The following is a 26432-nucleotide window of genomic DNA, read 5'->3' on the forward strand; positions in this document are numbered from 1 at the left end:
CTCCCCCGCCTCCCCACGGCGCCGAGGCCGCCCGGAGACGTCAAGGTGGCCCTCCCGATGAAGCTGGCCGCGGCGCCCAACGTGAAGGTGTCCACGCGCCAGGACAACGAGGACTCGGACCTCGACGAGCGCACGAAGGTGGGCGCCGGTCAGTCGCTCTCCGTCGACCAGTTGGTGGCGCTGAAGACGGCGGGCGTGACGCCGGAGCGGGTGCGGGAGCTGGAGTCGATGGGCTACGAGCCCACCGTCGCCAACCTCGTCGAGATGGGCCACATGGGCGTCACCTCCGAGTACATGAAGCAGATGACCGCGAGCTTCGGCCGCAAGCTGGAGGCCAACGCGCTCGTGGAGCTGCGCGCCCTGGGAATCACTCCGGAGTACGTGGCGGCGCTCAAGGACGCGGGCTTCGACACGACGAACCCGGACGACGTGGTGGAGGCGCGCGCGGTGGGCGTGGACCCGGAGTACGTGCGCGGACTGAAGGCCGCGGGCTACTCCGGCATGTCGCTGGAGGACATCTCCGAGCTGCGCGCGGTGGGCGTGGACCCGGCGTACATCGGCGCGCTGGGCAAGATGGGCCTGCCCAAGCTCTCCGTGAATGACCTCCAGGAGCTGCGCGCGGTGGGTGTCACGCCGGAGTGGATGGAGCAGATGCGCTCGGCCGGCGTGGAGACCAAGGACCCGAAGGAGCTCACCGAGCTGCGCGCCCTGGGCATCACCCCGGACTTCCTGCGCGAGCTGAACGCCGCGGGCCTGAAGAACCTCTCTCCCGATGAGCTGGTGCGCCTGCGCGCCGGCGGCGTGGACGCCGACTTCATCCGGCGCCTGCGCGACTCCAAGTAACACCGTCACACCGAAACACCTGTCACCGAGTGGCCCGGGGAGCATCGCTCGCTCCCCGGCCCCGTGACACCTCTCCCCTCTCACGCCCTTCCCCACGGACGCGCCCTCGCGGGCTCGCGCCGGACGGCAGGGCTCCGTCCAGAACCGAAGGAGCCTCACCATGATGCGTCGCGTGTCGTCGCTGTTGACCTGCTGTGCCCTGTTGCTGGTGGCCACCACCGCCTCCGCCGCGAAGGAGCTGCGAGGCACCTGGACGTCCTCCTCCCGGGAGAAGTCCGCCGAGAACTTCCACATCAGCCTCATCCACCCCGACGACGAGGACGGCGGCAACGGGCAGATGGGATTCTCCGAGCCCCGCGCGGCCTTCCAGGGCCTGCCCACGGCGGACGGCCCGGCCACCTTCACGCTCTCCCGCGAGGCCGGCGTCTTCACCTTCACCGGCACCTTCCAGGCCGGAGACGGCGCGGGCCACTACCGCTTCGCGCCGAGCGACACCTACGCGAAGTCCATGGCCGCGCTCGGCTACCCGAAGCTCACCGAGCTTCAACAGTTCCAGCTCGCCGCGACGAACGTCACCACCCAGCGGGTGAAGGAGCTGGGGGCGCTCGGCTACAAGGACATCCCGCTGGAGCAGCTGCTCACGGTGGGCATCTTCAACGTGTCACCCGAGTACGTCCGCGAGCTGGCGAAGCTGGGGTACGAGAAGCTGACGCTGGAGCAGCTGGTGCAGGGCCGCATCCACGGCGTCACGTCCCAGCGCGTGAAGGACCTGGCCTCGGCGGGCTTCCCCAAGCTGTCCTGGGAGGACCTGCTCGCCATGTCCATCCACGGCGTCACCGCGGAGTACATCCGCGACGTGCGCGCCATGGGCTACGGCGGCCTGGACGCCGAGAAAATCGTCGCCTTCCGCATCCACGGCATCACCACCGAGTTCGCCCGGGAGATGCGCGGCCTGGGCTTCAAGGACCTGGACGCCGACGAGCTGGTCGCCATGCGCATCCACGGCGTCTCCACGCCCTTCGTGAAGGAGATGCGCGAGCTGGGCTTCAAGGACCTGGACTCGGACGACTTCGTCGCCATGCGCATCCACGGCGTCACCATGCCCTTCGTGAAGGAGATGCGAGAGCTGGGCTTCAAGGAAATCACGCAGGAAGAACTGGTCTCCTTCCGCATCCACGGCGTGACGTCCGACTTCGTGAAGAAGCTGCGCGACGCGGGCTACAAGAACATCACCCCGGACGAGCTGGTGCGCCTGCGCATCCATGGAATCGACGAGACGTTCATGCGTTCCATGTCTCGCGGCGGCAAGGGCGACGCGGGCGGCAAGTAGCACTCCAGGGTCATTCAGGAAACTCCGCCTACTCACGTTCTTTACCGAGGGAGCCCGGTGTCCCCGCTTCGCGGGACACGAGGGAAATGGGTCATGTCATCCGGTATCAGAGGGGCCGTCGCGCTCGGAGTGTCGCTGTGGAGTCTGGCGACGAGCGCGGCGGTGGAGGGGCCAGGGAAGGAGCAGTTTCTCCAGGCGGCGCGGGCCACGGGCTCGATTCAGGTGGATGGGAAGCTGAACGAGGACGACTGGGCGCGCGCGCCGGTGTTCGACGGCTTCGTGGAGCGCTATCCGGCGGCGGGCCGGACGCCGTCGGAGAAGACGGAGCTGCGCATCCTCTACGACGGAGACATGCTGTACGTGGGCGTGGTGGCGCGCGACTCGGAGCCTTCGCGCATCGACCGGCGGTTGGGGCGGCGGGACAGCGCGCCTTACTCGGACACGATTCACGTCCTCATCGACCCGACGCATGACCACCGCACGGCGTACAGCTTCTCCGTCACCGCCGGCGGCGTGCAGAGCGACGGGCTCTACTACGACGACCGCTACTACACGGAGGACTGGAGCGGCATCTGGGCGGGCGCCTCGGACGGCGTGGAGGACGGCTGGGTGGCGGAGTTCGCCATTCCCCTCTCGCTGCTGCGCTTCCCGGAGGCGCCGGTGCAGACGTGGGGCTTCTCGGTGCGGCGGGACATCGCGCGCAAGAACGAGGAGCTGGAGTCGGTGGACAACCCGCGCAACCACAACGCCAACGTGTCGCGGCTGGGACACCTGACGGGCCTGGAGAACCTCCAGCCGCGCGGGCGGTGGGAGCTGATGCCGTACCTGGCGGCACGGGGCCTGGCGCGGCCCCAGTTCTCGGACGCGTCACGGCCCGCGCCGCGTCTGCTCAGCCCGTCCATGGACGTGGGCCTGGACGTGCGCGCCGCGCTCACCAGCCAACTGGCGCTGGCGGCGACGTTCAATCCGGACTTCGGCGAGGTGGAGGCGGATGAGCTGCTGCTCAACCTGAGCACCTTCGAGGCGTACTTCCCGGAGCGGCGCCCCTTCTTCACGCAGGGCATGGAGCTGTTCCAACCGGTGGGCATGGACGTGGGCGGCGCGCCGCTGGCGCTCTTCTATTCGCGGCGCATCGGCCTGGATACGCCGCTGCTCGGCGCGGCGAAGGTGACGGGCTCGGTGGGCGGCGTGCAGGTGGGCGTGCTGGACGCGCTCGTCACCGGCCCCTGGCAGGCGCGCGACGAGGCGAGCCCGGACCGGAACCTGCGCTTCGACTGGCGCAGGCCGCTGCACCTGGGCGCGGGGCTGGAGCTGCCGGACGAGCCCTCCGCGACGACGCACTACCTGGTGGCGGTGGCACGAGGGAAGGTGGGCGCGGGCTCGCGCGTGGGCGGCGCGGTGGCCATGGCCAACCCGCTGTCGGGCACCTGCACCGCCGAGGACGCGGCCCTGGAAGACTCACAGCAACCGGCGTCGTGTCGGGGACGCGGCGGGCTCGCGGGCGCGCTCGACTTCGACCTGAAGACGGCGGACAGCACCTGGGGCGTGTACGGGATGATGGTGGCCTCACGCGTGGATGGCGGCCCGCCGGAGCGGGTGCTCGCGGATGGCACCCGGTTGCAAACCGGGGACTCGGGCGTGGGCGGCTACCTGCGCGCGGGACGCTTCGGTGGCGAGGGCCTGCGTCCGGAGGTCGGCGTGGATGTCGCCACGCCGAAGCTGTCGCTGGTGGCCACGGGCTTCCAGCGCTCGCAGAACGAGGTGGCCCCCCGAGCTTCGCTGCGCTACGCGCGGCCCAATGGCCTGGGCCCGTTCAAGGCGCTGTTCGCCAATGCCCACGTCGGTGGAAAGTGGACGGCGGATGACCGGAGCGAGCACCGGGTCACCTGGTTCAACCTCTACGCGAGCGCCACCCTGCCCAGCTTCGACACGCTGAGCGTGGAGACGGGCCTGGACCTCAACGGCTACGACGTGCGGGAGCTGGCGAACACAGGCATCCCGCTGGAGCGACCGGACCGGATGTTCGTGAGCCTCAGCGGCGAGACGAACCCCAACCGCAAGGTGTCGGTGGAAGGGTACGTCGCGCTCGGCCACCGCTTCCAGGGAGGACCGAGCGCTCCGGCCTGGGACTGGGGCGGGGAGGTCACCTTGTCCGCGAGGCCGCACCCTTCGCTCCAGACGGAGCTCTCCGTGGGCAACGACAAGACGGACCATGGGCCGCGCTACGTGGAGACGCTGGACGAGGGCCGCTTCCTGTTGGGCTCGCTGGACTCGCGCTTCCTGTCGCTCACGCTGAGACAGCAGTGGGTGCTGACGCCCCGGCTCACCTTGCAGGGTTACGCGCAGCTCTTCACCGCGCACGGCACCTACGGCCCCTTCTTCACGGCGACGTCCGACGCGCGGCGGTCGCGCATCCGGCTCGACTCGCTGACCGCCGTCGCGCACGACGACGACAGCAGCTTCTACGACACCGCGCTGAACGTGAATGTCGTCGCGCGGTGGGAGTACCAACTGGGCTCCACGCTCTTCCTCATCTACTCACGCTCGCAGCAGGGGCTGCCGGAGCCCGAAGGTGAGCGGCCCTCCGCGACGCTGCGTCCGCGACAGTTGCTGGCGGGTCCGGCCAACGACGCGGTGATGCTCAAGTGGAGCTACTACTGGGGCGTGTGAGGTGACGGGGCCTCACGGCAGGGCGCACAGGCGCGAGACGGCGGAGCGCGCCTCGTTCACCACGCCCTCATGCGTGGCCAGCGAGAGGCCAGGCCCCACGTGCCCGTCATCCGACTCGGCGGGCTCCAGCGCCGGCCGCGCACGCGCACGGGCATGGTGCGCATAGGCGCGCGCGAGGACATCCAGGTCCGCGCCGTAGCGCCGCACGGCCTCGCGCAGCTCGGCGTCACGAACCTCCAGGGACTTCACCCGCGAGGACAGCTCCTCGAGCTGGCTCGCGTTCAAGGCCAGCGAGTGGGAGTTGTGCTGTCTGTCTCGGAAGCCATCCGTCACGCGCAGCTCCTCCAGCACCAGGGCCTGCACGGAGGCACAGGTCTCCTTCTTGCGCGTCTGGCACGCGGACAAGCCCACGAGCCCCGCCGCCAGCCCCCACACGAGCACACGGCGGCCCGGCCCCGAGAGCCGAGGCCACCTGGCGCGACATGGGCGTGGAGACAGGCGCACGCACCCACGCTCGGCGTGCCACCCCGGGCTGTCAATTCCAGCCGGGAGCCGGTGTCGCGGGGCGAAAAGCCCGGGCACTCGGGACGGCGCTTCCGGGGGTCGCGACGCGCAAATGCGCGGTTCTGAAAAGACGCGCGCACGGCGGTCCTAGAGGCACGGGCAGGCGGGGGCCCGCCGCGAGGGCTTGGGAGCGTCGGCTGGCGAACGACTCGGGCAGGCGAGTGCGTGCACGCGAGAAAGGCAGGTCCCAGTTTCGCCGCGGGTGGCGTGGAGGAGGAGGGTGCAATGGTTTCGCTTCGAATCGCCTGTCTCGGACTGCTGATGGCACTGTCGGCGTGTGCCTCGTCGAATCCGGCCGTGGTGAGGGCCCCCCGCGAGGAGGCGCCTCCGGTGGTGGGCCTCCAGGAGGAGGGCGGCACCTACGGCTACCGCGCGGAGGACCCGGTGCGCGTGGGCTGGGGCAACCCGGGCGTCATGGCCTTCTTCGAGCTGCTGCGCGGCCCCCAGGGTCAGCGCGTGGCGTGGAAGCGTCTGGGCCCGTGTTGTGACACCGGCCCCACGCCCTCGCTCGAGTACGCGGGGCTGGAGGTGTTCGAGGTGGGCTACGAGGGGCTGGAGCTCCCCGTGCGCCTGTTCATCGACCCGAACCACGGGGCCGCCATCCGCGCGCCCCGGGGCTTCACCATCGAGGGGCTGACGTCCCGCGAGACGCCGACGACTCCGTCGGACGTCATCGAGCTGTAGCCAGGCGCGCGCGCGGGGTGCTCACTCCAGCGACGGTGACTCGTCGTTGGGGATGAGCACCTTGCGCGCGAGCGACACGGGCAGGCCCAGTTGCAGGAAGCGGTCGTGGAAGTCCTTCAGGACGAACTTCTTCCCGCTCGCCTCCAGGTGCTTCCGGTAGTCCTCGCGCAGCTTCAGGATCTGCATGCGGCCGGCCGCGTAGTACAGGTACGTGGGGTTGGACGTGCCGCGCTCCACCTCGCGCATCGCGGGGAAGGGCTCGAAGTACGCAATCTCCGCGTAGCGCTTCGCCACCACGTCCACCGGCTCGTTGTACACGTGCAGCGCCAGCGCCGCGTACCACCGCGCGTGCCGCTGGAGCGCGCGCCGCAACTGGCCCAGGCGCACCGACGGGTCACCCTGCCCCAGGCCCTCGTCCACCATCATCTGCTCGGCGTAGTGGGCCCAGCCCTCCACCACGGAGGCGGGGGTGAAGACCTTGCGCACGTCCGTGGGAATCTTGGACCCGTAGAGCAGCTGCACGAAGTGGCCCGGCATGGCCTCATGCACGGTGATGCCCAACAGGCCCGCGCGGTTGAAGTACGTCAGGTGCTGCGACTTCTCCTCGGTGGACCACTCCGCCTCCACGTTGGTGATGTTGTAGTACGCCTCCTTGGCCTTGCTCTCGAAGGGGCCCGGCGTGTCCATGGACGCGAAGCCCAGCCGCTCGTACGGCGGCGTCTCGCGCACGGACGGCAGCGCGTCCGAGGGCAGCGTGAGGATGTCCTTCTCGCGCACGAAGCGCTGCAACTCCACCAGCTGGGTGCGCGCCAGGGGAATCAGCTCCTCGGAGGTGGGGTGGTCCTTCACCAGGACCGCCATCACCTGCTCCGGCGTCTTCGATGGGTCCACCTTCGCCGTCTCGCGCGCCACCCACGCCTTGTACTCACGGATGGCCCGCTCGTTGATGTCGCGAAGCTGGTCCGCGCTCAGCGAGATGTGCTCCTCCAGCGCCAGCTTCTTCTCGAACAACTCGCGGCCCAGCCGGAAGTCGCCGTTGGCCTGGGGCAGCAGCTCCTCCTCCAGCCACTCGGTGAAGCCCTCCATCTGCCGCAGGGCGTCCGCGCGCGCGGCGTGGAAGGCCTCGCGCTCCGCCGGAGGCACCTTGTCCAGGCCCTGGGCCTCCAGGGCGCGCGGCAGGTCCAAGCGCAGGTACACCTGCGTGCCGCGCGCATCGCGGATGGCCTGCTCCGCCCACAGCCGGGGCACACCCGTGAGGTTCGCCTTCGCCGCCTCCAGGACTTGAGGGATGCGCGCCATGCGCGAGCGCATGTCCCGCATCCGCTCGTTCAGCGGCGCGAAGTCTCGCGAGGACAAACTCGACAGCCCCCCGGAGACGAGGCCCACGTAGGCGCCGGGGTTCTTCTCCCAGATGCGCTCCTCCTCCAGCTCCAGCAGCTCCGCGCGAATGGCGTTCTGCAGCACCACGCCGTCGACGGCGTCGTCACCGGAGAGCGCGGAGCAGTTCACCTGCTCCAGCCGGGTGAGCCAGCCGCGCAGCGCCTCCGCCTTGCGTTGCAGCGCTTCCTTGGAGACGTCCTGCAGGTGCGCGTCGTGCGCGTGGAAGCCCAGCCGCGTCGCGCGCACGGGGTTGGCCGCGGAGAACCAGTCCAGATACTCGCGGATGAAGTGCGAGTAGGAAGCGGTGGCGGCGCGAGAGGGCGTTGGCAAGGAGGAGGAGGACTCCGACCCGTCCTTCGAGCGCGACGCGCACGCGGAGAGACTGGCCAGCAAAATGACTGCGACACGAATGCGCATGAGGGCTCTCTTCAAGGATGACGGGCCGAAGTCTCGGCACTCGTGTGGGCAAGGGGTAGGCGGAAACAAGCGCGCTCGCAAGACGCCGTCGTGCGCTCAACCCGTCGGGTCGCCCCGGAGGACACCCTTGACGTGCGCTGACTCACCGTTGCGCGAAGGCCCCCGTGGGTCCGTCCTGAGTCGGACGCTCATGACGCGCGCACAACGCCTGCTTGCTCACCCATGACGACGTGACGCAGGCTGGGACGACATGACTCCGCGCGCCTGTGTCCTGTGGTCCCTGGTGTGGCTGTCCAGTGCGTGTGCCTCGCGTGGGCACCTCCCGAGCACCCCACCTCCTCCAGCGGAGTACGGAACTCCGCACCCCTTCCTCCTCCAGGCCGCGGCGCCCGATGGCCGGTGGCTGCTCGCGTGTCAGGCGCGCGAGGACACCAACAAGGATGGAACCATCGCGGTCAAGGTGGGCAGCCATGGACAGCTCGGCGGTGACGAGGCGCGGCTGTATCTCTTCCGGGAGCCTGGAGCGGGCCTCGCCGTCGACGACGTGCTCGCCGTGGACTCCCTGGCACGACACATCGTCCTGGTGCGCGAGGGCGCGCTCCGACTCCTCGACACCGTGACGGGCACGGAGCAGGTGCTCGCGCCCTGGACCGCCGACGACGTGGGCACGAACGCGTCCCAGCCGCCCGTGCGCGCCAGCTTCTCGCGCGACGGCCAGCGCCTGCTCTATCTGAAGACCGAGGCTGGGAAGAAGGTCGCGGTGCTGCGGGACGTCGCGCGTGGCGAGGAGCGCGTGCTGGACGCGGGCCCGGGGTTGCTCGGACAGGCGAGGCTGCATGAGAACGGACTCTGGGCCGTCTTCGACGTGGTGGCGCAGGACACCGACGAGGACGGCACGCTGACCTGGCCTCATCAACAGACGTCCCTCGCTCCGGCGCGATGCCGGGGACCGGTCAGCTCCGCCTCCCAGGGCGAGCGGAAGGGCGACAGTCCCGTGCGCCGCTTCCTGCGCGTGGACGGCGGCACGCTCGTCGAGGGCAGGGACATCCTCCAGCCGCTGGGTGACGGCCTGCTTCGCACCCTGCCGCATGGCGCCATCGCCTTCGAGGACGCGCGGGGCAACCAGCAGACGTGGGTGCCCGAGAGCTGCCGGGCCCGGCTGTACGCCGTGGACGAGCCCCGTCGACTGCTCGTCGTCGGCTGCAAGACGAGGGACCCGTTGGGGACGACGCTGGAGCTGCACGGCCCCGAGCTGCACCTGTCCCTGGAGCGCGAGGTGTCGCCGTACGCACCGGTGAGGAGGTCCTCCAACGAAGAGCGTCCTCGACTGCTGCCCACCTTCGTCCTCACCAGCAAGGACACCGAGCGCACCTACGCCGTCTTCATCCTGGACATGGAGCGCCACACGCTCGTGCCCCCTCCCATCCCCGCCAGCACCTGGGTTCATGCACAGGGTTCCCATGCGCTGCTGCGGGAGGACCCCACGGGAGACGGCGGAGAGCGTGGGAGGCCTCGACTGTGGCTGTGGAACGCGGACACCGGCGAGAAGCGTCTGGTCGGCGAGGCCAGTGGAGACTTCCAGGAGAGGGCGGGAGAGCGAGTGCTCTACATGGGATGGCTGATGGACCTGGGCACCGGCCAGGTGCTGGGTCCCGTCACCGAAGCGCCCCTGGCCATCGACACGCGGGGCGGAGCGCTGCGCTACACGCATGCCTCCCCCGCGTGGGCCGACCCCAAGCCCGAGAAGACCGTGCCCCTGGGCCCCGTGAAGTGGGAGCCCGCGGTGAATCCCTCCGTGAAACCCACGAGCCCACCCGGGAATACCTCCGCCGCTCCCTCTCCGAGCGGCCCCTGAGCCGCGCGTTTTCCGGGGGTTGATAGCGACCACGGAGGTGAAAGCCCCTTCCCTCTCGCCTGCTCCGTGCGCACATGGAGCGTGTTGGGTGGATGGAGGCGCCAGAGGGCCGGCTGGCGCCTCCGTTTCTCGCCCCTGGGACGGCCGGACGACCCCACCGCGCGGGTCGCGTGCATTTCCACGCCCCTCGCCCGTCCCGGGATGCGATGAGGTCTTCCGCCGCATGCAGGGGGGTTCTTGCGCCTGACGCGTGCGGCAAGGTCCTGGCTGGGCTAAGCGTCTCACCGCGGTCCTGGCCCCGCGCCGGGCCGAGCCCCGGGGCCCGCTCGCTGGAGGAGGTACCAAGCAATGTCTGACGTCGTGAAGAAGAAGCGCCGCTGGCCCTACGTGCTCGGAGGAGTCTTCGCGCTCCTCGTCGTCGTCGTGCTCGGGGTCCTCTGGCGGCTCGACGCCATCCTGCTGAAGACAGCGCGCGAGCAGGCCGCCACGTATTCGCAGAAGCTGGGTCGCCCGATTGAAATCGGGGACATCTCCACCCAGCTCTTCCCCACCGTGGGCGTGGAGGTGGAGAACGTCTCCATCGGCGCCGCCGAGGGTGAGGAGCTGCCGCTCGCGCAGATGGCCTCGCTGGACATCAGCGTCGCGGCCGGCCCCCTGTTGTCCTCGCGAGGCAAGGACATCCAGGTGAAGAACGCCGAGCTGTCCGGCCTCACCGTCAACGTGGTGCGGCTGGCCGACGGCACCACCAACGTGCAGCGCCTGCTGCAGCGGCTGGAGGAGCAGAGCCCGAAGGAGGAAGAGAAGCCGTCCGAGGACGAGTCGCAGCCCACGGACCTCTCCGGTGTCCATGTCGAGCGCGCCGCGCTCACCGACGGCACCATCCGCTTCGTGGACCGTGCAGGGGGACAGGCCGCGCGGGAGCTGGCGGTGAAGGACCTGGACATCGAGGTGAAGGACCTGCGCGCCGGCAAGCCGCTGGTGGTGGACCTGGCCGCCGCGGTGCTCGCGGACAAGCAGAACCTCCAACTGTCGCTGCACGCCGCGCCGCTGCCTCCCACGCTGATTCCCACGCCGGAGCGCGTGACGCTCAAGGCGCAGAAAATCGACCTGTCTCCGCTGGGTCCCTTCCTGCCTCCCGACGTGGGCCTCCAGGCCGGCACGGTGGACGCGGACTGGAAGGCGGAGCTGGGCGGCGCGGTGCCCGGGGGCAAGGGCCCCACGCGGCTCGTGGGTGTCATCTCCGCGCTGGGCCTGCGCTTCGCGGGCTCCGAGGGTGGCAAGGCGCTGGACGTGGTGCTCGACACGGACGTCGCGGGTGACCTCGCCACCGGCGACCTGTCGCTCGACAAGCTGAAGCTGGACCTGGGCCCCGCGAACATCACCGGCAAGGGCCAGGTGAAGGGCCTGCTGTCGGAGAAGCCGTCGGTGCAGGGCTTCGAGCTGGTGGGCCGCAACCTGGACCCCGCCGTGCTCGCCGAGTACTACCCGCCGCTGAAGAAGCAGTTGAACGGCATGATTGCCGGCCCCATCGGCCTGGAGGTGCGCGGCAGTGGCACGCAGGACGCGCAGGCCATCAACGTGGACGTGGACCTGACGCCAGTGCGCCTGCGCGTGCCGGCGCAGCTCACGAAGAACGCGGGCGGCGCCATGAAGCTCACCGCGCGCGTGGCGGGTGCGGCGGCCAGCGGCGGTGCGCTGAAGTTCGACGCGAACGCGGACCTGTCTGGCGTGGACCTGCGGCCCGGCCTGCTGGTGGACAAGTCGCCCGGCCAGCGGATGGACTTCGCCGTCGCCGGCACCTACGCGCCCGGCAAGGGCGGCGCCGGCATGAAGGTGGAGGTGCCGAAGATGACCGCGCACGTCCTGGAGGACACGGTGACGGGCAGCGCGTCCTTCGCGCTCGCGGGTCAGGGCAAGAAGCAGACGACGACGTTCTCCGCGGATGTGAAGGCGAACAAGCTGGACGCGGACGCGCTGTTGTTCGACGAGAAGGAGCTGGCGGCGCGCAACGGCGGCACGGTGCCGGCGCCGGAGTCAGCGGAGCTTCCTCCCGAGGACCCGGCGCGCTTCAACGGCTACCGGGGTGACATCCGCTTCGCGGTGGGAGCGCTGCGCTACAGCGAGATGGACCTGAGCAACGTGACGGGCGTCATCAAGATGACGGACGACCTCATCTCCGTGGAGAAGTTCTCCTCGGGCGTCTTCGGCGGCAAGGTGGCGGCGGACGGGACGACGATTCGTCTGGGCCCCGCCGCCGCGCAGCGGCCCTTCGAGGCGAAGGTGAAGGTGGACGGCGTGCAGGTGGCGCAGGCGCTGGCCCAGGCCACGCCGCAGAAGGTGATGACGGGGACGTTCAACGGGAACGTGGACGTGAAGGGCATCGGCTACACGCCGGAGAAGCTCAAGGAGACGCTGCTGGGCGGCATCAGCGGCAACATCCTGGGCGGCACGCTGCTGGGCAAGGACCTGGTGGCGTCCGTCTCCGAGCCGCTCGCCAAGGCCCTGCCCTTCGCCTCCAAGGCGCTCAAGAGCGGCGAGGTGACGTCGCTGAGTGAGAACCTGCCCTTCGGCGTTCAAATCAAGAACGGCGTCGCGCAGTTGTCCAAGCCCATCACCTGGACGCGGCCGGAAGCCGCGATGAGCTTCGACGGTGGCATCAAGCTTGACGGCACGCTGGACCTCATCGGCTCGGTGGCGCTGACGCCGTCGACAGTGAAGACGCTGACCCTGGGCAAGGTGACGCCGCCTTCGGATATCCCCGTGGGCCTGAAGCTGACGGGCCCGGCGTGGAAGCCCGAAGTGACGGGCGTGGACGTGAAGCCGGCGGTGACGACGCTCGCGAAGCTGGCGGCCTCGTCGCTCGCGGGCAACCTCATTGGCGGCAAGCGCGGCGAGCAGGTGCAGCAGGTCATCGAAGGCGGTGAGGAGAAGCTGCGCGCCGACGCCGAGGCCAAGCGCAAGGAACTGGAGGCCAAGGCCGCCGAGGAGAAGTCGCGGCTGGAGGCCGAGGCGAAGAAGCGCGCCGAGGATGAGGCGAAGAAGCGCCTGCGCGGCATCTTCGGCAAGTAGCCCCGTCGCGGTGCGGGCCAGGGAGCTTCCCTGGCTCGCGTCCGGGATTGCCTGTCTGGTTGTACGTTGGTCCGATGACAGTGTTTGCAATGAGCCCGGCCTGAAGCCGGGCCGTTGTCTCAAGTGTCGGGCCTGGAGACGCTCCCTGTCAGCAAGGGAGGTCTCATGTCGGGTTTCTCGTCGAAGTCGTGGGTCGTTCTCGTGGCGGTGGGGCTCGCGGGGTGTGGCGGGCCGGAGTCGGCGCCCGCAGTACCGCCAGAGGTGGGGCAGTCGGAGCAGCGGTTGTTGACGCTCGTCTCCTGCCCCATCGGGACGAGTCAGACGCAGTACTCACCGCCCCTGAAGCGCACACCACAGGATGTCACCATCTCGACCGCGAATCAGTGGAGCAACTGCATCTCGCTCTTCGGCGGAGTGACGTCCGGGGTGTCCTCCTCCCTGTTCGTCAGGCAGGACTATTCCTGCGACACCCTGGTGGGCATCCTGCCGGTGACCTCGCAGGTCACCTGGAACACAGGGGAGACCTCGACGTTCCGGCAGACGCAGGTGTCGACGAACGTCCAAGGGGCCACCCTGGTCATCCTCCAGATTGGGACGGTCCTCTCCGGAAAGTTCGAGGGAGCCACCCTCGTGCGCACCACCACCCTGCTCGCGTCGGACCTCGCCGCGTGTGATTCCGACACGGGACTCGCGAGCATCTCCGGCCCGGTGACGCTGACGATTCTCGGGCTGCTCTAAGCCGCGCGAACGATACGAACGACTCATGCCAGTGCATCCAACGAACGCGTCCCAAGGGCAGCGCATTGCCGCAGCATCGCTTCCCACCATCACCCAGGAGGTAGCGCCATGTTTTCGATGAAGTCGATGTGGGTACTCGCGGCGGTGGGACTCGGGCTCCTAGCATGTGGCGGACCGGAGTCGTCGCCCGCGGTACCGGAAGAGGTGGGTCAGGCGGAGCAGCGGTTGCTGACGCTCGTCACCTGTCCCGTTGGAGCCACCCACGTCACGTATTCGCCGCCGCTGCGGACCCAGCCTCAGGATGTCGTCTTCACGTCCACTGGGCAGGCGAGCAATTGCTACTCCCTGCTGGGCTCCAGCGTGACGTCCGCGACGTCGTTTGTCTCATTCCTCATGAAGGGCTACTCCTGCACGGACCTGCTCGACATCAGCTCTGGAACCACGCTGCTCACCTGGAACACCGGGGAGAGTTCGACGGTGCGGCAGACGCAGACCACCACGGCCGTCAATGGCAACGCCATCGTCGTCACGCAGACCGGAACGGTCCTCTCCGGCAAGTTCGTGGGAGCGACCTTCGTGCGCACCGTCACCCTGCTCGCGACCGACCTCGCCGCCTGTGACTCTCCCGAGGGACTCACGAGCATCTCCGGGCCGATGACCATCACCCTCCTCGGACTGCTCTGAGGCACATCCCCAGGCCCCTGTTTCATGAAACGCCCTGAAACGATGTGAAACAGCTCTCGTCCCCGAGCGACACCCGTGTCGCCCTCGGGGACGATGGTGGCACGCGCCCTGCTAATGCCCCCTGTCGACGTCCCACGTCAGACAGGAAGCGAGCGCGCGATGAACCCGAGCGAGGACTGCGGCTGCACGGACCCGGCGACCACGCCCATGCCCCACGTGGCTCCGGTAAGCGAGCGCCACCGAATCCTCATCATCGGCGGAGGCACGGCCGGCATCTGCGTGGCGGCGCGCCTGGCTCGGCTGGGTCAGAAGGGCGTCGCGATTCTGGAGCCCTCCGAGCGGCACTACTACCAGCCGCTCTGGACGCTGGTGGGCGCGGGTGAAGCGCGCATCGAGGACACCGTGCGCGATGAGGCCGACTTCATCCCCCGGGGCGTGAAGTGGCTGAAGGACGCCGCCGAGGAGGTCGACCCCGTCCGCCGCGAAGTGCGCACCCGGGGCGGGCTGCGCGTGGGCTACGACTTCCTCGTCGTCGCGCCCGGCATCCAGCTCGACTGGGACAAGGTGGCCGGCCTTCGCGACGCGCTGGAGACCGAACACGTCAGCAGCAACTACGACGTGAAGCTCGCCCCCAAGACGTGGCGCATGCTCCAGCGCTTCCAGGGAGGCACCGCCCTCTTCACCCACCCGGCAACGCCCGTGAAGTGCGCGGGCGCGCCGCAGAAAATCATGTACCTGGCCGCCGACCACTTCCGCCGCACGGGGGTGATGGAGCGCTCGGAGGTGGTGTTCGGCTCGGGCGCCAAAACCATCTTCGGCGTGCAGCCCTATGCCCGCGTGCTGGAAGACGTGGTGAAGCGCTACGGCATCCACACCCACTTCGAACACAATCTGGTCGCGGTGGACGGCGCCCGCCGCGAGGCCACCTTCGAGACGACTCGGGACGGGCAGAAGAACCGCGTCACCCTTCGCTACGACCTGCTCCACGTCACCCCGCCCCAGAGCGCGCCGGACTTCATCAAGAACAGCCCGCTGTCATCGCGCGACGGCGCGTGTGTCGGCTGGGTGCGCGCGGACAAGCACACGCTCCAGCACCCGGGCTTCCCCAACGTCTTCGCGCTCGGAGACGCCTCCGACCTGCCCACCAGCCGCACGGGCGCGGCCATCCGCAAGCAGGCGCCCGTGCTCGTCGAGAACCTCCGGGCCGTCATGGCCGGCCGCATCCCCACCGCGCGGTATGACGGCTACGCGTCCTGTCCCCTCACCACGGGCTACGGCAAGCTGCTGCTGGCCGAGTTCGACTACGACGGCAAGCCCACGCCCAGCTTCCCCCTCATCGACACGCTCCAGGAGCGGCGGGACATGTGGCTGATGAAGAAGTACGGCCTGCCCCAGTTGTACTGGAAGTTGATGATGCGCGGCCGGGCCTGAGCCGGGCCAGGTGCGAGCCGCCGCGCACCGGGCTATGCAGCGTCAGATGCCCACGTCCCGCCCCCCGCGCTCGTCCCAGCTCGCCCTGTCCGCGCTCGATGCGCTCGATGCGCTCGCGGGCGCCGTGCTGCTCGTGGACGCGAGTCGGCGCGTGGTGGGCCTGACCTCCGCGCTGGAGGCGCAGCTCGGCGCCCCAGTGCGCGAGGGGACTCCGCTCGCGGAGGTGCTCGTCCCGCAGGGCGGCGTCGAGCGACTGGAGGCCGTGCTCACCACGGGGCGGGAGACGACGGCGCGGCTGCGCGCGGGGGCGGAGACACAGGCGGTGCGCGTGCGCGCGGTGGCCCTGGAGAAAGAGGGCTGGGCGCTCACCGTCACCCGGGAGCCCACCGCGCGAAGCGCCGAGGGCGTCGAGGTGTTCCACGGCCTGTGGACCCAGGACGCCGAGCTGCGACGGGTCTTCCGCATCGTCGAGAAGGTGGCGCGCGCGGAGTCGAGCGTGCTGGTGCGCGGCGAGTCGGGCACGGGCAAGGAGAACATCGCCCACGCGCTGCATGCGCTGTCCGCGCGTGGCAAGGGGCCCTTCCGCGCCATCAACTGCGCGGCGCTGCCGCCGAACCTGTTGGAGAGCGAGCTGTTCGGCCACGTGCGCGGGGCCTTCACCGGCGCGGTGCGCGACAGTCCGGGACACTTCCGGCTGGCCCATGGGGGCTCACTGTTCCTGGACGAAGTGGCGGAGCTGCCGCTGGACCTCCAGGCGAAGATGTTGCGCGTGCTGGAGACGCGCACCGTCATCCCCGTGGGAGGTCGGGCGCCGGTGCCGGTGGACGTGCGCATCATCGCCGCCACGCACCGGGCCCTGCGACGTGAGGTGGAGGCGGGCCGCTTCCGCGCGGACCTGATGTACCGCCTGCGCGTGGTGCCCATCTTCCTGCCCACGCTCCGGGAACGCCGCGGGGACATCCTCCCGCTCGCCCTGCGCTTCCTGGGCGAGCTGCACCAGCGCGGGACGCGGCGCGTGGAGCGAATCGCCCCGGGCGCGCGCCGACTGCTGGAAGCCCACACCTGGCCCGGCAACGTGCGCGAGCTGCGCAACGTCATGGAGTACGCCTACGTCATCGGCGAGGGCGCGGTGCTGCGCGAGGTGGACCTGCCCCCGGAGTTCTCCGAAGGGAGGACTGCTTCATCCCCCGCTGTCGCCCTCTCGCCGACGACAGGTGTCCTGCTCGACGAACAGAAGGTGCGAGCGGCCCTGGCCCGAGCAGGCGGCAACCGCTCCGAGGCCGCACGCCTGCTCGGCGTCAGTCGCGTGACACTGTGGCGCCGCCTGCGCGCCCTGGGCGAAGCCGGGCACTGAACCTGTTCCACTGGGGCGACAACTGTTTCACCAGGGTGTTTCAGTTGTTTCCCCGGGGACGGCGCTCCCTCCGAAATGGACCCGGGCCCTGCTCGGAGAAGGGGCACTGGCACGGCACTCGCAATATCGTCGGGGGCGCATGGCGGTCATCTCTTCAGGGAAACGGGCGATGCTCTTCCGACAGCTCTTCGACGCGGAGTCCTCGACCTATACGTACCTGCTGGCGGACCCGGCGACGCGAGAGGCCGTGCTCATCGACCCGGTGCTGGAGCAGGTGGAGCGTGACCTGCGGCTGCTGACGGAGCTCGGGCTGAAGCTGACGGTGGTGATGGAGACCCACGTCCACGCGGACCACATCACCTCGGCGGGACTCCTGCGTGCGCGCACGGGTGCCCAGGTGATGGCCTCCCCCCGAGGAGCGCCCTGTGTGGACCGACAACTGGTGCATGGGGACCAGGTGCGCGTGGGCGGGTTGGAGCTGCGCGTGCTGGAGACCCCCGGGCACACGGATGACAGCCTCAGCTTCCTGTGTGACGGGCGGCTCTTCACGGGCGACGCACTGCTCGTTCGCGGCACGGGCCGCACCGACTTCCAGAACGGCGACTCGGGGCAGCTCTACGACTCCATCACCCGCGAGCTCTTCACGCTGCCCGATGCGACGGAGCTGTATCCCGGCCACGACTACGCGGGCTTCACCGCGTCCTCCGTGGGCGAGGAGAAGCGACACAACCCGCGACTGGCGGGCAAGTCTCGCGAGGACTTCATCACCTTCATGAACGAGCGGCGGATTCCACCCCCGCGCAAGCTGGACGTGGCCGTCCCCGCCAACCGCGCCTGCGGTCTGGACCCCGAGCCCCTGTCACCGTCCTCCGCATGACGTGACGTGCCCTCGGGCACGGGCCTCCGCGCCGTCATCCCAGAACCCTGGTGTCCGACCCCGAGCAACGGGACGGCGCCCTATTGCCCGCGTCCTTCCCTCATCGGGAGGACGAGAGAAGGAGTCACCGTCTTGAGTCACCTCTTCGACAGCGCCCATCCCCAGCCCGCCGGATACCGCGACGTGGACGTACGACAGCTCGCGGCGGAGCGCCCCTCGGGGCTGCACCTGGTCGACGTGCGCGAGCCGTCCGAGCTGGATGGGATTCTGGGACACCTCGATGGCGTGCGTGCGGCACCGCTGGCCACGGTGCGCGAGGCGGCGGCCTTGTGGCCCAGGGACACGGAGGTGCTGCTCATCTGTCGCTCGGGGGCGCGGTCGGCGCGGGCCGCCACGCAGTTGGTGGAGCTGGGCTTCACGCGGGTGATGAACCTGCGCGGGGGAATGCTCGCGTGGAACACGGAGGCGCTGCCCGTGGTGCGGCTGCCCTCCAGTGCGACGCCAACCCTGGCGGAGGTCCGCGACACCTTGCGAGCCCGGCTCCCCGGTGTCTCCGACGTGGAGGCGCTGCCCCGAGAGCCTTCGCGCGCGGAGCTTGGCGCCGTGCTGGACGCGCTCCAGGCCACGACTCCCTCGGGGCTGGTGGACACCGCGAGCTTCGAGCGGACGCTGCGCGAGGTCCGGGACCTGCTCGCCGTCGCGCGGTCTGGGGGCGCATCGCGATGATGTTGTACGTGGGCCTCGCGGGCGCGTTGCTCGTGGGCGTGTTGTTGGGGTTGTTGGGTGGCGGCGGTTCCATCCTCACGGTGCCCTTGCTGGTGTACGTGCTGGGTGTGGAGCCCCGCACGGCCATCGCCATGTCGCTGGTGGTGGTGGGGGTCACCAGCGCGAGCGGAGCGCTCTTTCATGCACGGGCAGGTCGGGTGCGGTGGCGCACGGCCTTCGTGTTCGGCGCGGGCGGGATGGCGGGCGCGTTCCTGGGAGGGAAGCTCAATCCCCTCTTCTCCGCGAGCACGCTGATGTTGTTCTTCGCGGGGGTCATGGTGGCCGCGGCCATCGCCATGCTGCTGCGCACGGAGGCCACGCGGGTGTCCACCGAAGTCACTCCGCGCGCGACAACCCACGTGGGACGGATACTCCTTCAAGGCCTGTGCGTGGGAATCCTGTCCGGCCTCGTGGGCGCGGGCGGAGGGTTCCTCATCGTCCCCGCGCTCGCGCTGGTGGGCCTGTCCACGCCGATGGCCACCGCCACCTCGCTGGTGGTCATCGCGCTCCAGTGCGCCGCGGGCCTCGTGGGACATCTGGGTCATGTGGTGTTGCCGTGGAAGCTCACGGGCGAGGTCCTCGCGGTGGCACTGGCGGGGAGCCTGCTTGGAGGAAAGCTCGCGGGACACGTGGCGCCGGGCTCGCTGCGCAAGGGCTTCGCGGTCTTCGTGCTCGCCACGGCCACCTTCTTGCTGTGGGCCCAGCTTCCCCTCGGACTGCGCGCGCGGCTGGGACAGGGGCTGGCCAGCGCGGGCGCCTGGCCCTGGGTGGCGGTGGCCACGGGCGTGGGCCTCCCCATTGTCCTGTGGCGGCTGCGTGTCGTCCGACAACGCGCGACGCGAGGACACTGACCACAGGCGCGCGTCCCGTACACTTCCCCCGTTGACCCGTGACGCCGCCGCATCGAGAGTCCTCGGCATGAAGCTGAGACCCATCGCAGAAGTGGGCGCCGAGCTGGGCCTGGCTCCCGACGACGTGCATCCCTGGGGAACGAATCGCGCCAAGGTGTCACTCGACGCGCTCGGCAAGCAGGGCGACCGGCAGGGACGGCTCGTGCTCGTCTCCGCCATCAACCCCACGCCTCCTGGCGAGGGGAAGACCACCATGTCCGTGGCCCTGGCCATGGGCCTGCGCCGTCGCGGACGCAAGGCCGTCGCCGCGCTGCGAGAGCCGTCCCTCGGTCCCGTCTTCGGCGTGAAGGGCGGAGGCACCGGCGGCGGACAGTCCAGCCTGGAGCCCGCGGCGGACATCAACCTGCACTTCACCGGTGACCTGCACGCGATTACCAGCGCCAACAACCTGCTCGCCGCGCTGGTCGACAACGCCGTGTATTACGGCCAGCCGGTGGCCATCGACGCCACGCGGGTGCGGTGGCGGCGCGCGATGGACATGAACGACCGGTTCCTGCGCAACGTCATCATCGGCCTGGGCGGCAAGGCTCACGGCGTCCCGCGAGAGGCCGCGTTCGACATCACCGCCGCGAGCGAGGTGATGGCCATCCTCGCGCTGTCGGAGAACCTCAAGGATTTGGAGGAGCGGCTGGGCCGCGTCGTGGTGGGCCACTCGCCGGACGGCAAGCCCGTGCGCGCGCGCGATGTGGACGCGGCGGCGGCCATGGTGGCGGTGCTGAAGGACGCGCTGATGCCCAACCTGGTGCAGACGCGCGAGGGCGGCCCCGCGCTGGTGCACGCCGGCCCCTTCGGCAACATCGCCCACGGCTGCAGCTCCGTGGTGGGTACGCGGATGGGCCTGGCCTACGCGGACGAGGTCGTGACGGAGGCGGGCTTCGGCTTCGATTTGGGCGCGGAGAAGTTCCTCGACATCAAGTGCCGCAACACCGGCCTGTGGCCTCGGGGCGTCGTACTGGTGGTGACGCTGCGCGCGCTGAAGTACCACGGAGGCGCACCGCTCGCGCGCGTGGCCGAGCCGGACAGCGCCGCCCTGGCGCGCGGCTTCGCGCATCTGGAGAAGCACCTGGAATCGGTGCGCGCCTTCGGCCTGCCGGCCGTGCTGTGCGTCAACCGCTTCCCGCAGGACACGGAGTCGGAGCTCGACGAACTGCGCGCCTTCGGCAAGGAGCGCGGCGTGGAGATGGCCGTGTGCGAGGGCTTCACGCGCGGCGGCGAGGGCGCGCTGGAGCTGGCGGACCGGGTGCTCGCGATGCTGGACGCGACGGACGCGGCGCCGCCCGCTCCGCGCTTCCTCTACGAGTTGAAGCAGTCCCCCGAGGAGAAGGTCCGCGCCATTGCCCGCACGGTGTACGGCGCGGAGGACGTGGCCTTCACGGCGTCGGCGCGCAAGGATTTGGAGATGGTGCGCGAGCTGGGAGGCTCGGAGCTGCCGGTGTGCATGGCGAAGACGCACCTGTCGCTGTCGGATGACGCGACGAAGCAGGGCCGGCCGCGCGGCTTCACGCTCACGGTGCGCGAGGTGCGCCTGTCCGCGGGCGCGGGCTTCATGGTGGCGCTCACGGGCGACATCCTCACCATGCCGGGCCTGCCTCGCGAGCCGGCGGCGAAGCGCATCACCGTCCACGACGACGGCCGCATCACCGGGTTGATGCAGGGCGAGTAGCCGTCGCCCGGTGCATCGACGAGCACGGGCGGCCCGGACGTCGGGCCGCTCTTGCGCTCACACGCGGAACGACGTGGACAACTCCTGGAGCCGGCCGAGCGTGGCGTTGATCTGCGTCACGGCTTCCTCGGCCGTCATGGTGGAAGTCACAACGTCCGCCATCATCGAGGACAGTTGCGTCATCACCTCGGTCATCTGCGCGATGCCCGCGTTCTGCTGGGTGACGGAGGCGACAATCTGGCGCGCCGCCTGACTGCTCTCCTGCACCACCGTGGTGATTTCCTTCAGCGAGTCGGCCGAGGCCAGCACCTGCTCGATGTTCTCCTCCATCTTCTCGCTGTCGCCCTCCGCGATGGAGGTCGTCTGGCGGATGGCCTGATTGATTTCGAGCAGAATCTTGCCGATGCGCTGCGTGCTCTGGAGGGACTGGCCGCTGAGCGCGCGCATCTCCCGCGCCACCACCGCGAAGCCCCGGCCCTCCTCGCCCGCGCGCGCGGCTTCAATCGCCGCGTTGAGCGCCAGCACGTTGGACTGGTCCGCCAGGTCCTTCACGCTGCTGATGATTTCCCCGGCGTGCACGGCCTGGTCGCTCAGGTGCGCGATGCTGCCCACCAGCGTGCCCACCCGCTGACGAATCTGCTGCATGCCCTCCGCGCTCTGCTCAATCGATTGCTGGCCGGACGAACTGAACGCGTCCGCCTGCGCCGCCACCTTCAGCACCATCTCAGCGCGGCTGGCCGCCATGCTGGAGGTCTGCGCGATTTCGGCGATGGTGGTGCTCGCCTCGGTGAGGCTGCGGGACTGGTTGGTGAGGAAGTTCACCTGGTCCTGGCTCGCCTGCGTCAGTTGCGCGGCCGCCGAGGACAGCTCCATCACCACGGACCGCAGCGTGGCGGGCACCTCGCGCAGCCGGTTGACCATCACCTGGAGGCTGCGGCCCAGGTCTCCCACTTCGTCCTGCCCGGCCGTGTCGATGGGCTGCGTCAAATCCCCCTCTTGGGCGATTTTCTGCGCCACCGCCGACAGCCGCGCCATGGGCACCGCCACTTCCCGGTGCAGCCAGAAGGACAGCGCCACCATCAGCGCCAGACACACCAGCGACAGCGCCCCCACCAGCCACGAGGCCCCACCCGCCAGCACCACCATGAAGATGACCGCCAGGAACACCGCGGCGACAGCCGGAGACAGCATCACTTTCTGCTTCAGCTTCAAACGCACCGAGCCCCCTCCCTCTCCGCGACCACGGAGCCCTCCGGCGTCATGCCGCCGTCCCACCCGGCCAGGCTCCGGCAGTTGAAGCGCGGCTCCCTGGGGAGCCTGCTGCGCCAGCTCATGTCGCCATCCTTCCGAGGGGCCCCGAGGACCCCCTGAAGCTCGGACGGACCGGTGATCCGCCGAAGCGCAGGATAGCCAACTGAACACTTGCTGCTAAGCCTCCCCCCGAAGGTCATCCCACAGTGTCACCCGAGGGGTTTCCACCAGTCTGGGTGGAAATAGACCCCTGCACTGGAAGGATCATCCCAGGGAGTCGAGGCGGCGGCAGCCATCGACGCGGAGGACGAAGTCGGCGCCGAAGGCACCGGCGGGGGTGAGGGCACCGGGAGAGGGCTGGGCGAGCAGCTCTTCCACGGCGTGGATGGAGGCGCGGGCGGTGAAGGCGTAGCCCTCTGGCACTTCCAGCCAGGCCTGGGCGGAGCGGCCATCCGGGGCGCGGGCCTGGGCCCAGACCTGGGAGCGGCTGGACAGGCGCATGTCGGCGTCGGGGCCCTTCACGCGGGACTCGACGAGCTTCATCAATCCGTCGCGCACGAGGCCGACCTTCAGGACCTGGCTGAGCACGGGATAGGTCCACCGCAGGGCGCGAGCGGAGGACGAGGGGAAGGCCATGTACGTGGTGATGTTGGGGATGCCGGTGGTGCGGTACGCGGTGGAGAGGTCGCCCCAGGGGATGGGCATCACGGTGCGCTCGCGGTCGATGAAGCGCTGGCGGCGGGCGCCCTGGCCCATGGGGAAGGGTTGGAGGACGCCGTCGCGGCGGACCTTGCCGCCCTCGGGGAGTTGGAGGAGGGCGGACTTGGTGGTGCCGGCGCTGGCCTGGGAGCCGGCGGAGATGGCGATGTCGAGCTCGGTGGCGCCGGGGACCTGTTCGGCGACGTAGCGGGCGAGGCAGTCGGTGGGGACGACGTCGAAGCCGACGCCGGACATCAGCGAGACGCCGCGCTCCCTGGCTTCGGCGTCATGGCGGAAGGAGCCCTCGAAGACGGGAATCTCGCCGGTGATGTCCAGGTAGTGGGTGCGCGAGGCGAGGCAGGCCTGGCGCATGGGCTCGCTGGTGTGGACGAAGGGGCCGGCGGCGTGGAGCACCAGGGGCAGGCCCTCCATCGCGGCGGCGAGCTGGCGTGCGTCGTCCAGCGCGGCGGGACGGACCTCCAGGCCGAGCGCGTCGGCCAGCGGGGCCAGCTTCTCGCGGGAGCGGCCGGACAGCACGGGCCGGTGGCCCCGACGCACGGCCTCCTCGGCGATGAGGCGGCCGGTGTAGCCAGAGGCGCCATACAGCAACCAGCGGGGGGTCGAGCTCGAAGTCGTCGTCACGGCCGGCCACGCTACCAGGAGCACCGGGCGCGGGATGGAGTCCGCGTCGGTCCACTCTGCTATCTGTCAACGGCCTCAACACTTCTCCCTCGACAGGGACCTTCGACACCGGAGGCATGATGCGGCGGCGAGCTGGCTGGGCCCTCTTGCTGGGAATCGGTGTCGCCATCCCAGGGTGCGCGAGCCCGAACCCATGGGTTCGGGTTTCTCGTCGCGCGGACGGCATCCTCGTCGTCCAGGGACCCGCTGCCGGGCCATTCGAAACCAAGGAGGAGCTGGCCCAGAAGGCCTGTGAGCTGGTGACAAGATGTTCGAAGGCCAGGACTGGCTGCCATGAAGCGGAGAGCATCCATGCGACGAACCCTCCTCGCGGTCGCTTCTCTCGGAGTCCTGAGCGGCTGTTCCTTCTTCGGCTACCACAAGCATGAGAAGGCGCGGTGGGCTCCGCCGGAGCAGGCCCGCGACATCGACTTCCCGGACTCCTTCGAGACGGGTGTCCATCTGACGGGGCCCATGGTGTCCGCGATGGAAGTGGCGATGAGCGACTTCCTTCCACCAGGAGGCAAGCTCAAGGGTCACCGCACCGACCCGAGACTGGATGAGTGTCTGTCCCGTCGAAGTACCTACGAGACCTTCATCCTCCAGGCTCGCGACGACCTCTACTTCGTCCGGTTTTCACCTGTCCTGAGCCGCTGCGGCCTGGATGTCCCCATCCTGGATGGCGGCGCGGTCTATGCCGTCGACAGCCAGGGCCAGATTCTCGACGTCCACTGAGACGGCGCGAGCAGGCTCGCGAGCCGCCCTGCCCTCACCGGGCCAATGCGACTTCGGACCGGTGATTCACGTGCGCGTCCTCGACGCAGACGAGCAGCGCACGCAGGGCCGAGGGTGACGGCGCCGTCAGGAGTGCCTCGCGCAGCCGCGCGTTGCGCAACAGCGCACCGATGCGCGCGAGCACATTGAGATGCAGGCCCGCCGTATCCGGCGGCGACACCATGCCCACGAAGACGTGCACGCGCCCTCCGTCGGCCTCGCCGAAGTCCACGCCCTGGGAATGGACTCCCACGCAGGTGACGATGCGCGACACGCCAGCGAGCCGACAGTGCGGCACCGCCACGCCCCCCACCATCGCCGTCGAACCCAGCTGCTCACGCGCCAGCAGATGCGCCGCCAGCTCCTTCGGCGACACCCGCGCCCGAGTCGACATCAGCCCCGCCAGCTCGTGCACCACCCCCACCCGCTCGCGCGCTTCCAACGACAGGCGGACAGCTTCTACGTCCAGGAAATCAGTCCACCTCAGCATGCCTCACCTCCTCGGGCGCCCGGCTGCCTCCCGAGTCGGCGCAGAGATGTGTCCACCGCCGCGATTCCGCATCCCTCCGCTGTCTTTCTTCGAGCCCACTACACATTTCTCTCCGGTTTTTCGGGCTCAGTCGTTTCGACCCCGCCCCTCTCGCCTTCTCAACCTCGTCGAAGGCGAGCCCACGGACCGTCGCGTCATCGAGCGAGAACGTCGAGCGCCCCGGGACACGCCCTCCGGAGCGGCCCGGTCCACGCCTCGTCGCCCTTGGACCGGCTCCGCCAGATGCTCCGTGCCCGACATCCGCCTCGCCCTCCAGGGCGGCCCATCCGCGCACGGCACTCAGCGAGAGAGAGACATCTCGTTGCGAAGCGGCAGGCACGCCTCCTCCGCGCGAACGAGCAGCGCGCGCATCACTCCAGCCGACGGCGCGGCCATCAACTCCGCGCGCAATTCGGGGTCATGCAGCAGCGTCGCGATGCGCGAGAGCACATTGAGATGCAGCCCCGCCGTGTCCGGCGGCGACACCATGCCCACGTAGATGCGCACCAGCCCATCCTCGGGCGCGCCGAACGCCAGCCCACCCCGGTGGATGCCCAGACAGGTGACGATGCGCTCCACGCCGGCATGGCGACAGTGCGGCACCGCCACGCCTCCCTCCATGACCGTCGACCCCAGCTGCTCTCGCGCCAGCAGGTGCACCGCGAGCTCTCGCTGCGACACCCCGGCCCGGGCCGACATCAGCCCCGCCAGCTCGTGCAACACCGCCCCCCTGTCTCTCGCCACGAGCGACGGGCGGATGGCCTCCACGTCCAGGAACTCGGTCCACCTCAACATGCCTTCCTCCCAGGGCGGCCAATCACCACCCGCACGGCGGAGCACCGAGGCTCCGCCACGAACTCGCCCGACTCGAGGACCCTCAAACCGCCACCGCCACGCGCTCGCGCCCGGACAGGACGATGCACGCGGCCAGCACCCGCGCCGTGAAGGCATCCCGCTCGTCATCGTCGAACGCCCGTGCGAGCAGCTCGGGGTCGTCATCCAGGAACAGCGTGGAGCCCAGCCGGTCATACACGTGCTCCAGCAGGCCTCGGCAGCACGAGCACCGCCGAGCACCATCCAATGCATGTTCCGCACGCACTCGCGCCTCCACCAGTCGCTCCACGCCGAGCACACGCACCGCCTTGAGCGGCGCCTCACCAGGCGACGGACCGACCTCCCGCGTGGCCCGCGAGTGGAACAACGACAGTGACTTCACGAATCGGGGCAGCCGCATGGGTCCTCCGTGCCGGGCCTTCATGACCC

Annotated in this window: 21 protein-coding genes and 1 pseudogene; 15 read left to right on the forward strand and 7 right to left on the reverse strand. The window is 69.8% G+C overall.

Annotated features, from left to right (window positions below; all coding sequences use genetic code 11):
- The 3 genes and pseudogenes from HR086_RS02470 to HR086_RS02480 all read left to right on the forward strand — a co-directional run.
- Positions 1 to 843, forward strand: a pseudogene (locus HR086_RS02470) (peptidase M56); the annotation flags it as partial.
- Between the two features lie 160 nt (positions 844 to 1003).
- Positions 1004 to 2173 (forward strand): 4-hydroxy-3-methylbut-2-enyl diphosphate reductase, encoded by a 1170-nt coding sequence (locus HR086_RS02475; protein WP_254626148.1) that lies wholly within the window; start codon positions 1004 to 1006, stop codon positions 2171 to 2173.
- Positions 2174 to 2266: 93 nt separating this feature from the next.
- A complete protein-coding gene (locus tag HR086_RS02480) occupies positions 2267 to 4843 on the forward strand; it encodes a carbohydrate binding family 9 domain-containing protein (RefSeq protein WP_174464742.1) in 2577 nt (858 codons plus the stop codon).
- 12 nt (positions 4844 to 4855) lie between these two features.
- Here the strand turns inward: HR086_RS02480 and HR086_RS02485 are convergent, their stop codons facing one another.
- Positions 4856 to 5284: a hypothetical protein gene (locus HR086_RS02485; protein ID WP_174464743.1), complete on the reverse strand. Its 429-nt coding sequence runs from the start codon at positions 5282 to 5284 to the stop codon at positions 4856 to 4858.
- 348 nt (positions 5285 to 5632) lie between these two features.
- On the opposite strand from HR086_RS02485, the gene HR086_RS02490 reads away from it, so the two are divergent.
- Positions 5633 to 6091, forward strand: a complete 459-nt coding sequence (locus HR086_RS02490) for a fibril protein (protein WP_254613991.1) — start codon at positions 5633 to 5635, stop codon at positions 6089 to 6091.
- Between the two features lie 21 nt (positions 6092 to 6112).
- On the opposite strand, the gene HR086_RS02495 is transcribed toward HR086_RS02490, so the two are convergent.
- Entirely contained in the window at positions 6113 to 7801 is a 1689-nt protein-coding gene (locus HR086_RS02495; protein ID WP_254613992.1) for a DUF885 domain-containing protein, read from the reverse strand.
- Between the two features lie 337 nt (positions 7802 to 8138).
- On the opposite strand from HR086_RS02495, the gene HR086_RS02500 reads away from it, so the two are divergent.
- The 10 genes from HR086_RS02500 to HR086_RS02545 all read left to right on the forward strand — a co-directional run bounded on the left by HR086_RS02500 (position 8139) and on the right by HR086_RS02545 (position 21235).
- The gene (locus HR086_RS02500; protein WP_174464744.1) at positions 8139 to 9743 is read left to right on the forward strand and encodes a hypothetical protein; all 1605 of its coding nucleotides are present in this window, start codon (positions 8139 to 8141) and stop codon (positions 9741 to 9743) included.
- A 348-nt stretch (positions 9744 to 10091) separates the two neighbouring features.
- Positions 10092 to 12812, forward strand: a complete 2721-nt coding sequence (locus HR086_RS02505; protein ID WP_174464745.1) for an AsmA family protein — start codon at positions 10092 to 10094, stop codon at positions 12810 to 12812.
- A 165-nt stretch (positions 12813 to 12977) separates the two neighbouring features.
- Positions 12978 to 13550 (forward strand): hypothetical protein, encoded by a 573-nt coding sequence (locus HR086_RS02510; protein ID WP_174464746.1) that lies wholly within the window; start codon positions 12978 to 12980, stop codon positions 13548 to 13550.
- A gap of 108 nt (positions 13551 to 13658) precedes the next feature.
- A complete protein-coding gene (locus HR086_RS02515; RefSeq protein WP_174464747.1) occupies positions 13659 to 14234 on the forward strand; it encodes a hypothetical protein in 576 nt (191 codons plus the stop codon).
- Positions 14235 to 14393: 159 nt separating this feature from the next.
- Positions 14394 to 15665 carry an FAD/NAD(P)-binding oxidoreductase gene (locus HR086_RS02520; RefSeq protein ID WP_174455930.1) on the forward strand — a complete coding sequence of 424 codons (1272 nt, stop codon included), beginning with the start codon at positions 14394 to 14396 and terminating at the stop codon, positions 15663 to 15665.
- A gap of 46 nt (positions 15666 to 15711) precedes the next feature.
- Positions 15712 to 17019, forward strand: coding sequence for a sigma-54-dependent Fis family transcriptional regulator (locus HR086_RS02525; RefSeq protein WP_174464748.1), 1308 nt, complete (start codon positions 15712 to 15714; stop codon positions 17017 to 17019).
- A 169-nt stretch (positions 17020 to 17188) separates the two neighbouring features.
- Positions 17189 to 17896: an MBL fold metallo-hydrolase gene (locus tag HR086_RS02530; RefSeq protein ID WP_141641700.1), complete on the forward strand. Its 708-nt coding sequence runs from the start codon at positions 17189 to 17191 to the stop codon at positions 17894 to 17896.
- Positions 17897 to 18028: 132 nt separating this feature from the next.
- Positions 18029 to 18622 (forward strand): rhodanese-like domain-containing protein, encoded by a 594-nt coding sequence (locus HR086_RS02535; protein WP_141641701.1) that lies wholly within the window; start codon positions 18029 to 18031, stop codon positions 18620 to 18622.
- Positions 18619 to 19512: a sulfite exporter TauE/SafE family protein gene (locus HR086_RS02540; RefSeq protein ID WP_174464749.1), complete on the forward strand. Its 894-nt coding sequence runs from the start codon at positions 18619 to 18621 to the stop codon at positions 19510 to 19512. The genes HR086_RS02535 and HR086_RS02540 overlap by 4 nt, the downstream gene beginning before the upstream one ends.
- A 67-nt stretch (positions 19513 to 19579) precedes the next feature.
- Positions 19580 to 21235 (forward strand): formate--tetrahydrofolate ligase, encoded by a 1656-nt coding sequence (locus tag HR086_RS02545; protein WP_174464750.1) that lies wholly within the window; start codon positions 19580 to 19582, stop codon positions 21233 to 21235.
- A 57-nt stretch (positions 21236 to 21292) separates the two neighbouring features.
- Here HR086_RS02545 and HR086_RS02550 read toward each other — a convergent pair whose 3' ends face one another.
- Together HR086_RS02550 and HR086_RS02555 are read right to left on the reverse strand one after the other, a co-directional pair.
- Positions 21293 to 22453, reverse strand: a complete 1161-nt coding sequence (locus tag HR086_RS02550) for a methyl-accepting chemotaxis protein (RefSeq protein WP_373564250.1) — start codon at positions 22451 to 22453, stop codon at positions 21293 to 21295.
- A gap of 297 nt (positions 22454 to 22750) precedes the next feature.
- Complete coding sequence (locus tag HR086_RS02555; RefSeq protein WP_174464751.1) at positions 22751 to 23827, reverse strand: saccharopine dehydrogenase NADP-binding domain-containing protein; 1077 nt, start codon at positions 23825 to 23827, stop codon at positions 22751 to 22753.
- A 351-nt stretch (positions 23828 to 24178) separates the two neighbouring features.
- On the opposite strand from HR086_RS02555, the gene HR086_RS02560 reads away from it, so the two are divergent.
- Complete coding sequence (locus HR086_RS02560; RefSeq protein WP_174464752.1) at positions 24179 to 24601, forward strand: hypothetical protein; 423 nt, start codon at positions 24179 to 24181, stop codon at positions 24599 to 24601.
- A 34-nt stretch (positions 24602 to 24635) separates the two neighbouring features.
- On the opposite strand, the gene HR086_RS02565 is transcribed toward HR086_RS02560, so the two are convergent.
- From HR086_RS02565 to HR086_RS02575, 3 genes are all read right to left on the reverse strand, one after another.
- Entirely contained in the window at positions 24636 to 25130 is a 495-nt protein-coding gene (locus HR086_RS02565) for a PTS sugar transporter subunit IIA (RefSeq protein WP_174464753.1), read from the reverse strand.
- A gap of 339 nt (positions 25131 to 25469) precedes the next feature.
- Entirely contained in the window at positions 25470 to 25964 is a 495-nt protein-coding gene (locus HR086_RS02570) for a PTS sugar transporter subunit IIA (RefSeq protein WP_174455938.1), read from the reverse strand.
- 82 nt (positions 25965 to 26046) lie between these two features.
- The gene (locus HR086_RS02575) at positions 26047 to 26403 is read right to left on the reverse strand and encodes a hypothetical protein (RefSeq protein ID WP_174464754.1); all 357 of its coding nucleotides are present in this window, start codon (positions 26401 to 26403) and stop codon (positions 26047 to 26049) included.
- Positions 26404 to 26432: the final 29 nt, after the last annotated feature.

It is taken from the genome of Myxococcus sp. CA039A, from assembly GCF_013336645.1.
GTDB classification, from domain to species: Bacteria; Myxococcota; Myxococcia; order Myxococcales; family Myxococcaceae; genus Myxococcus; species Myxococcus llanfairpwllgwyngyllgogerychwyrndrobwllllantysiliogogogochensis.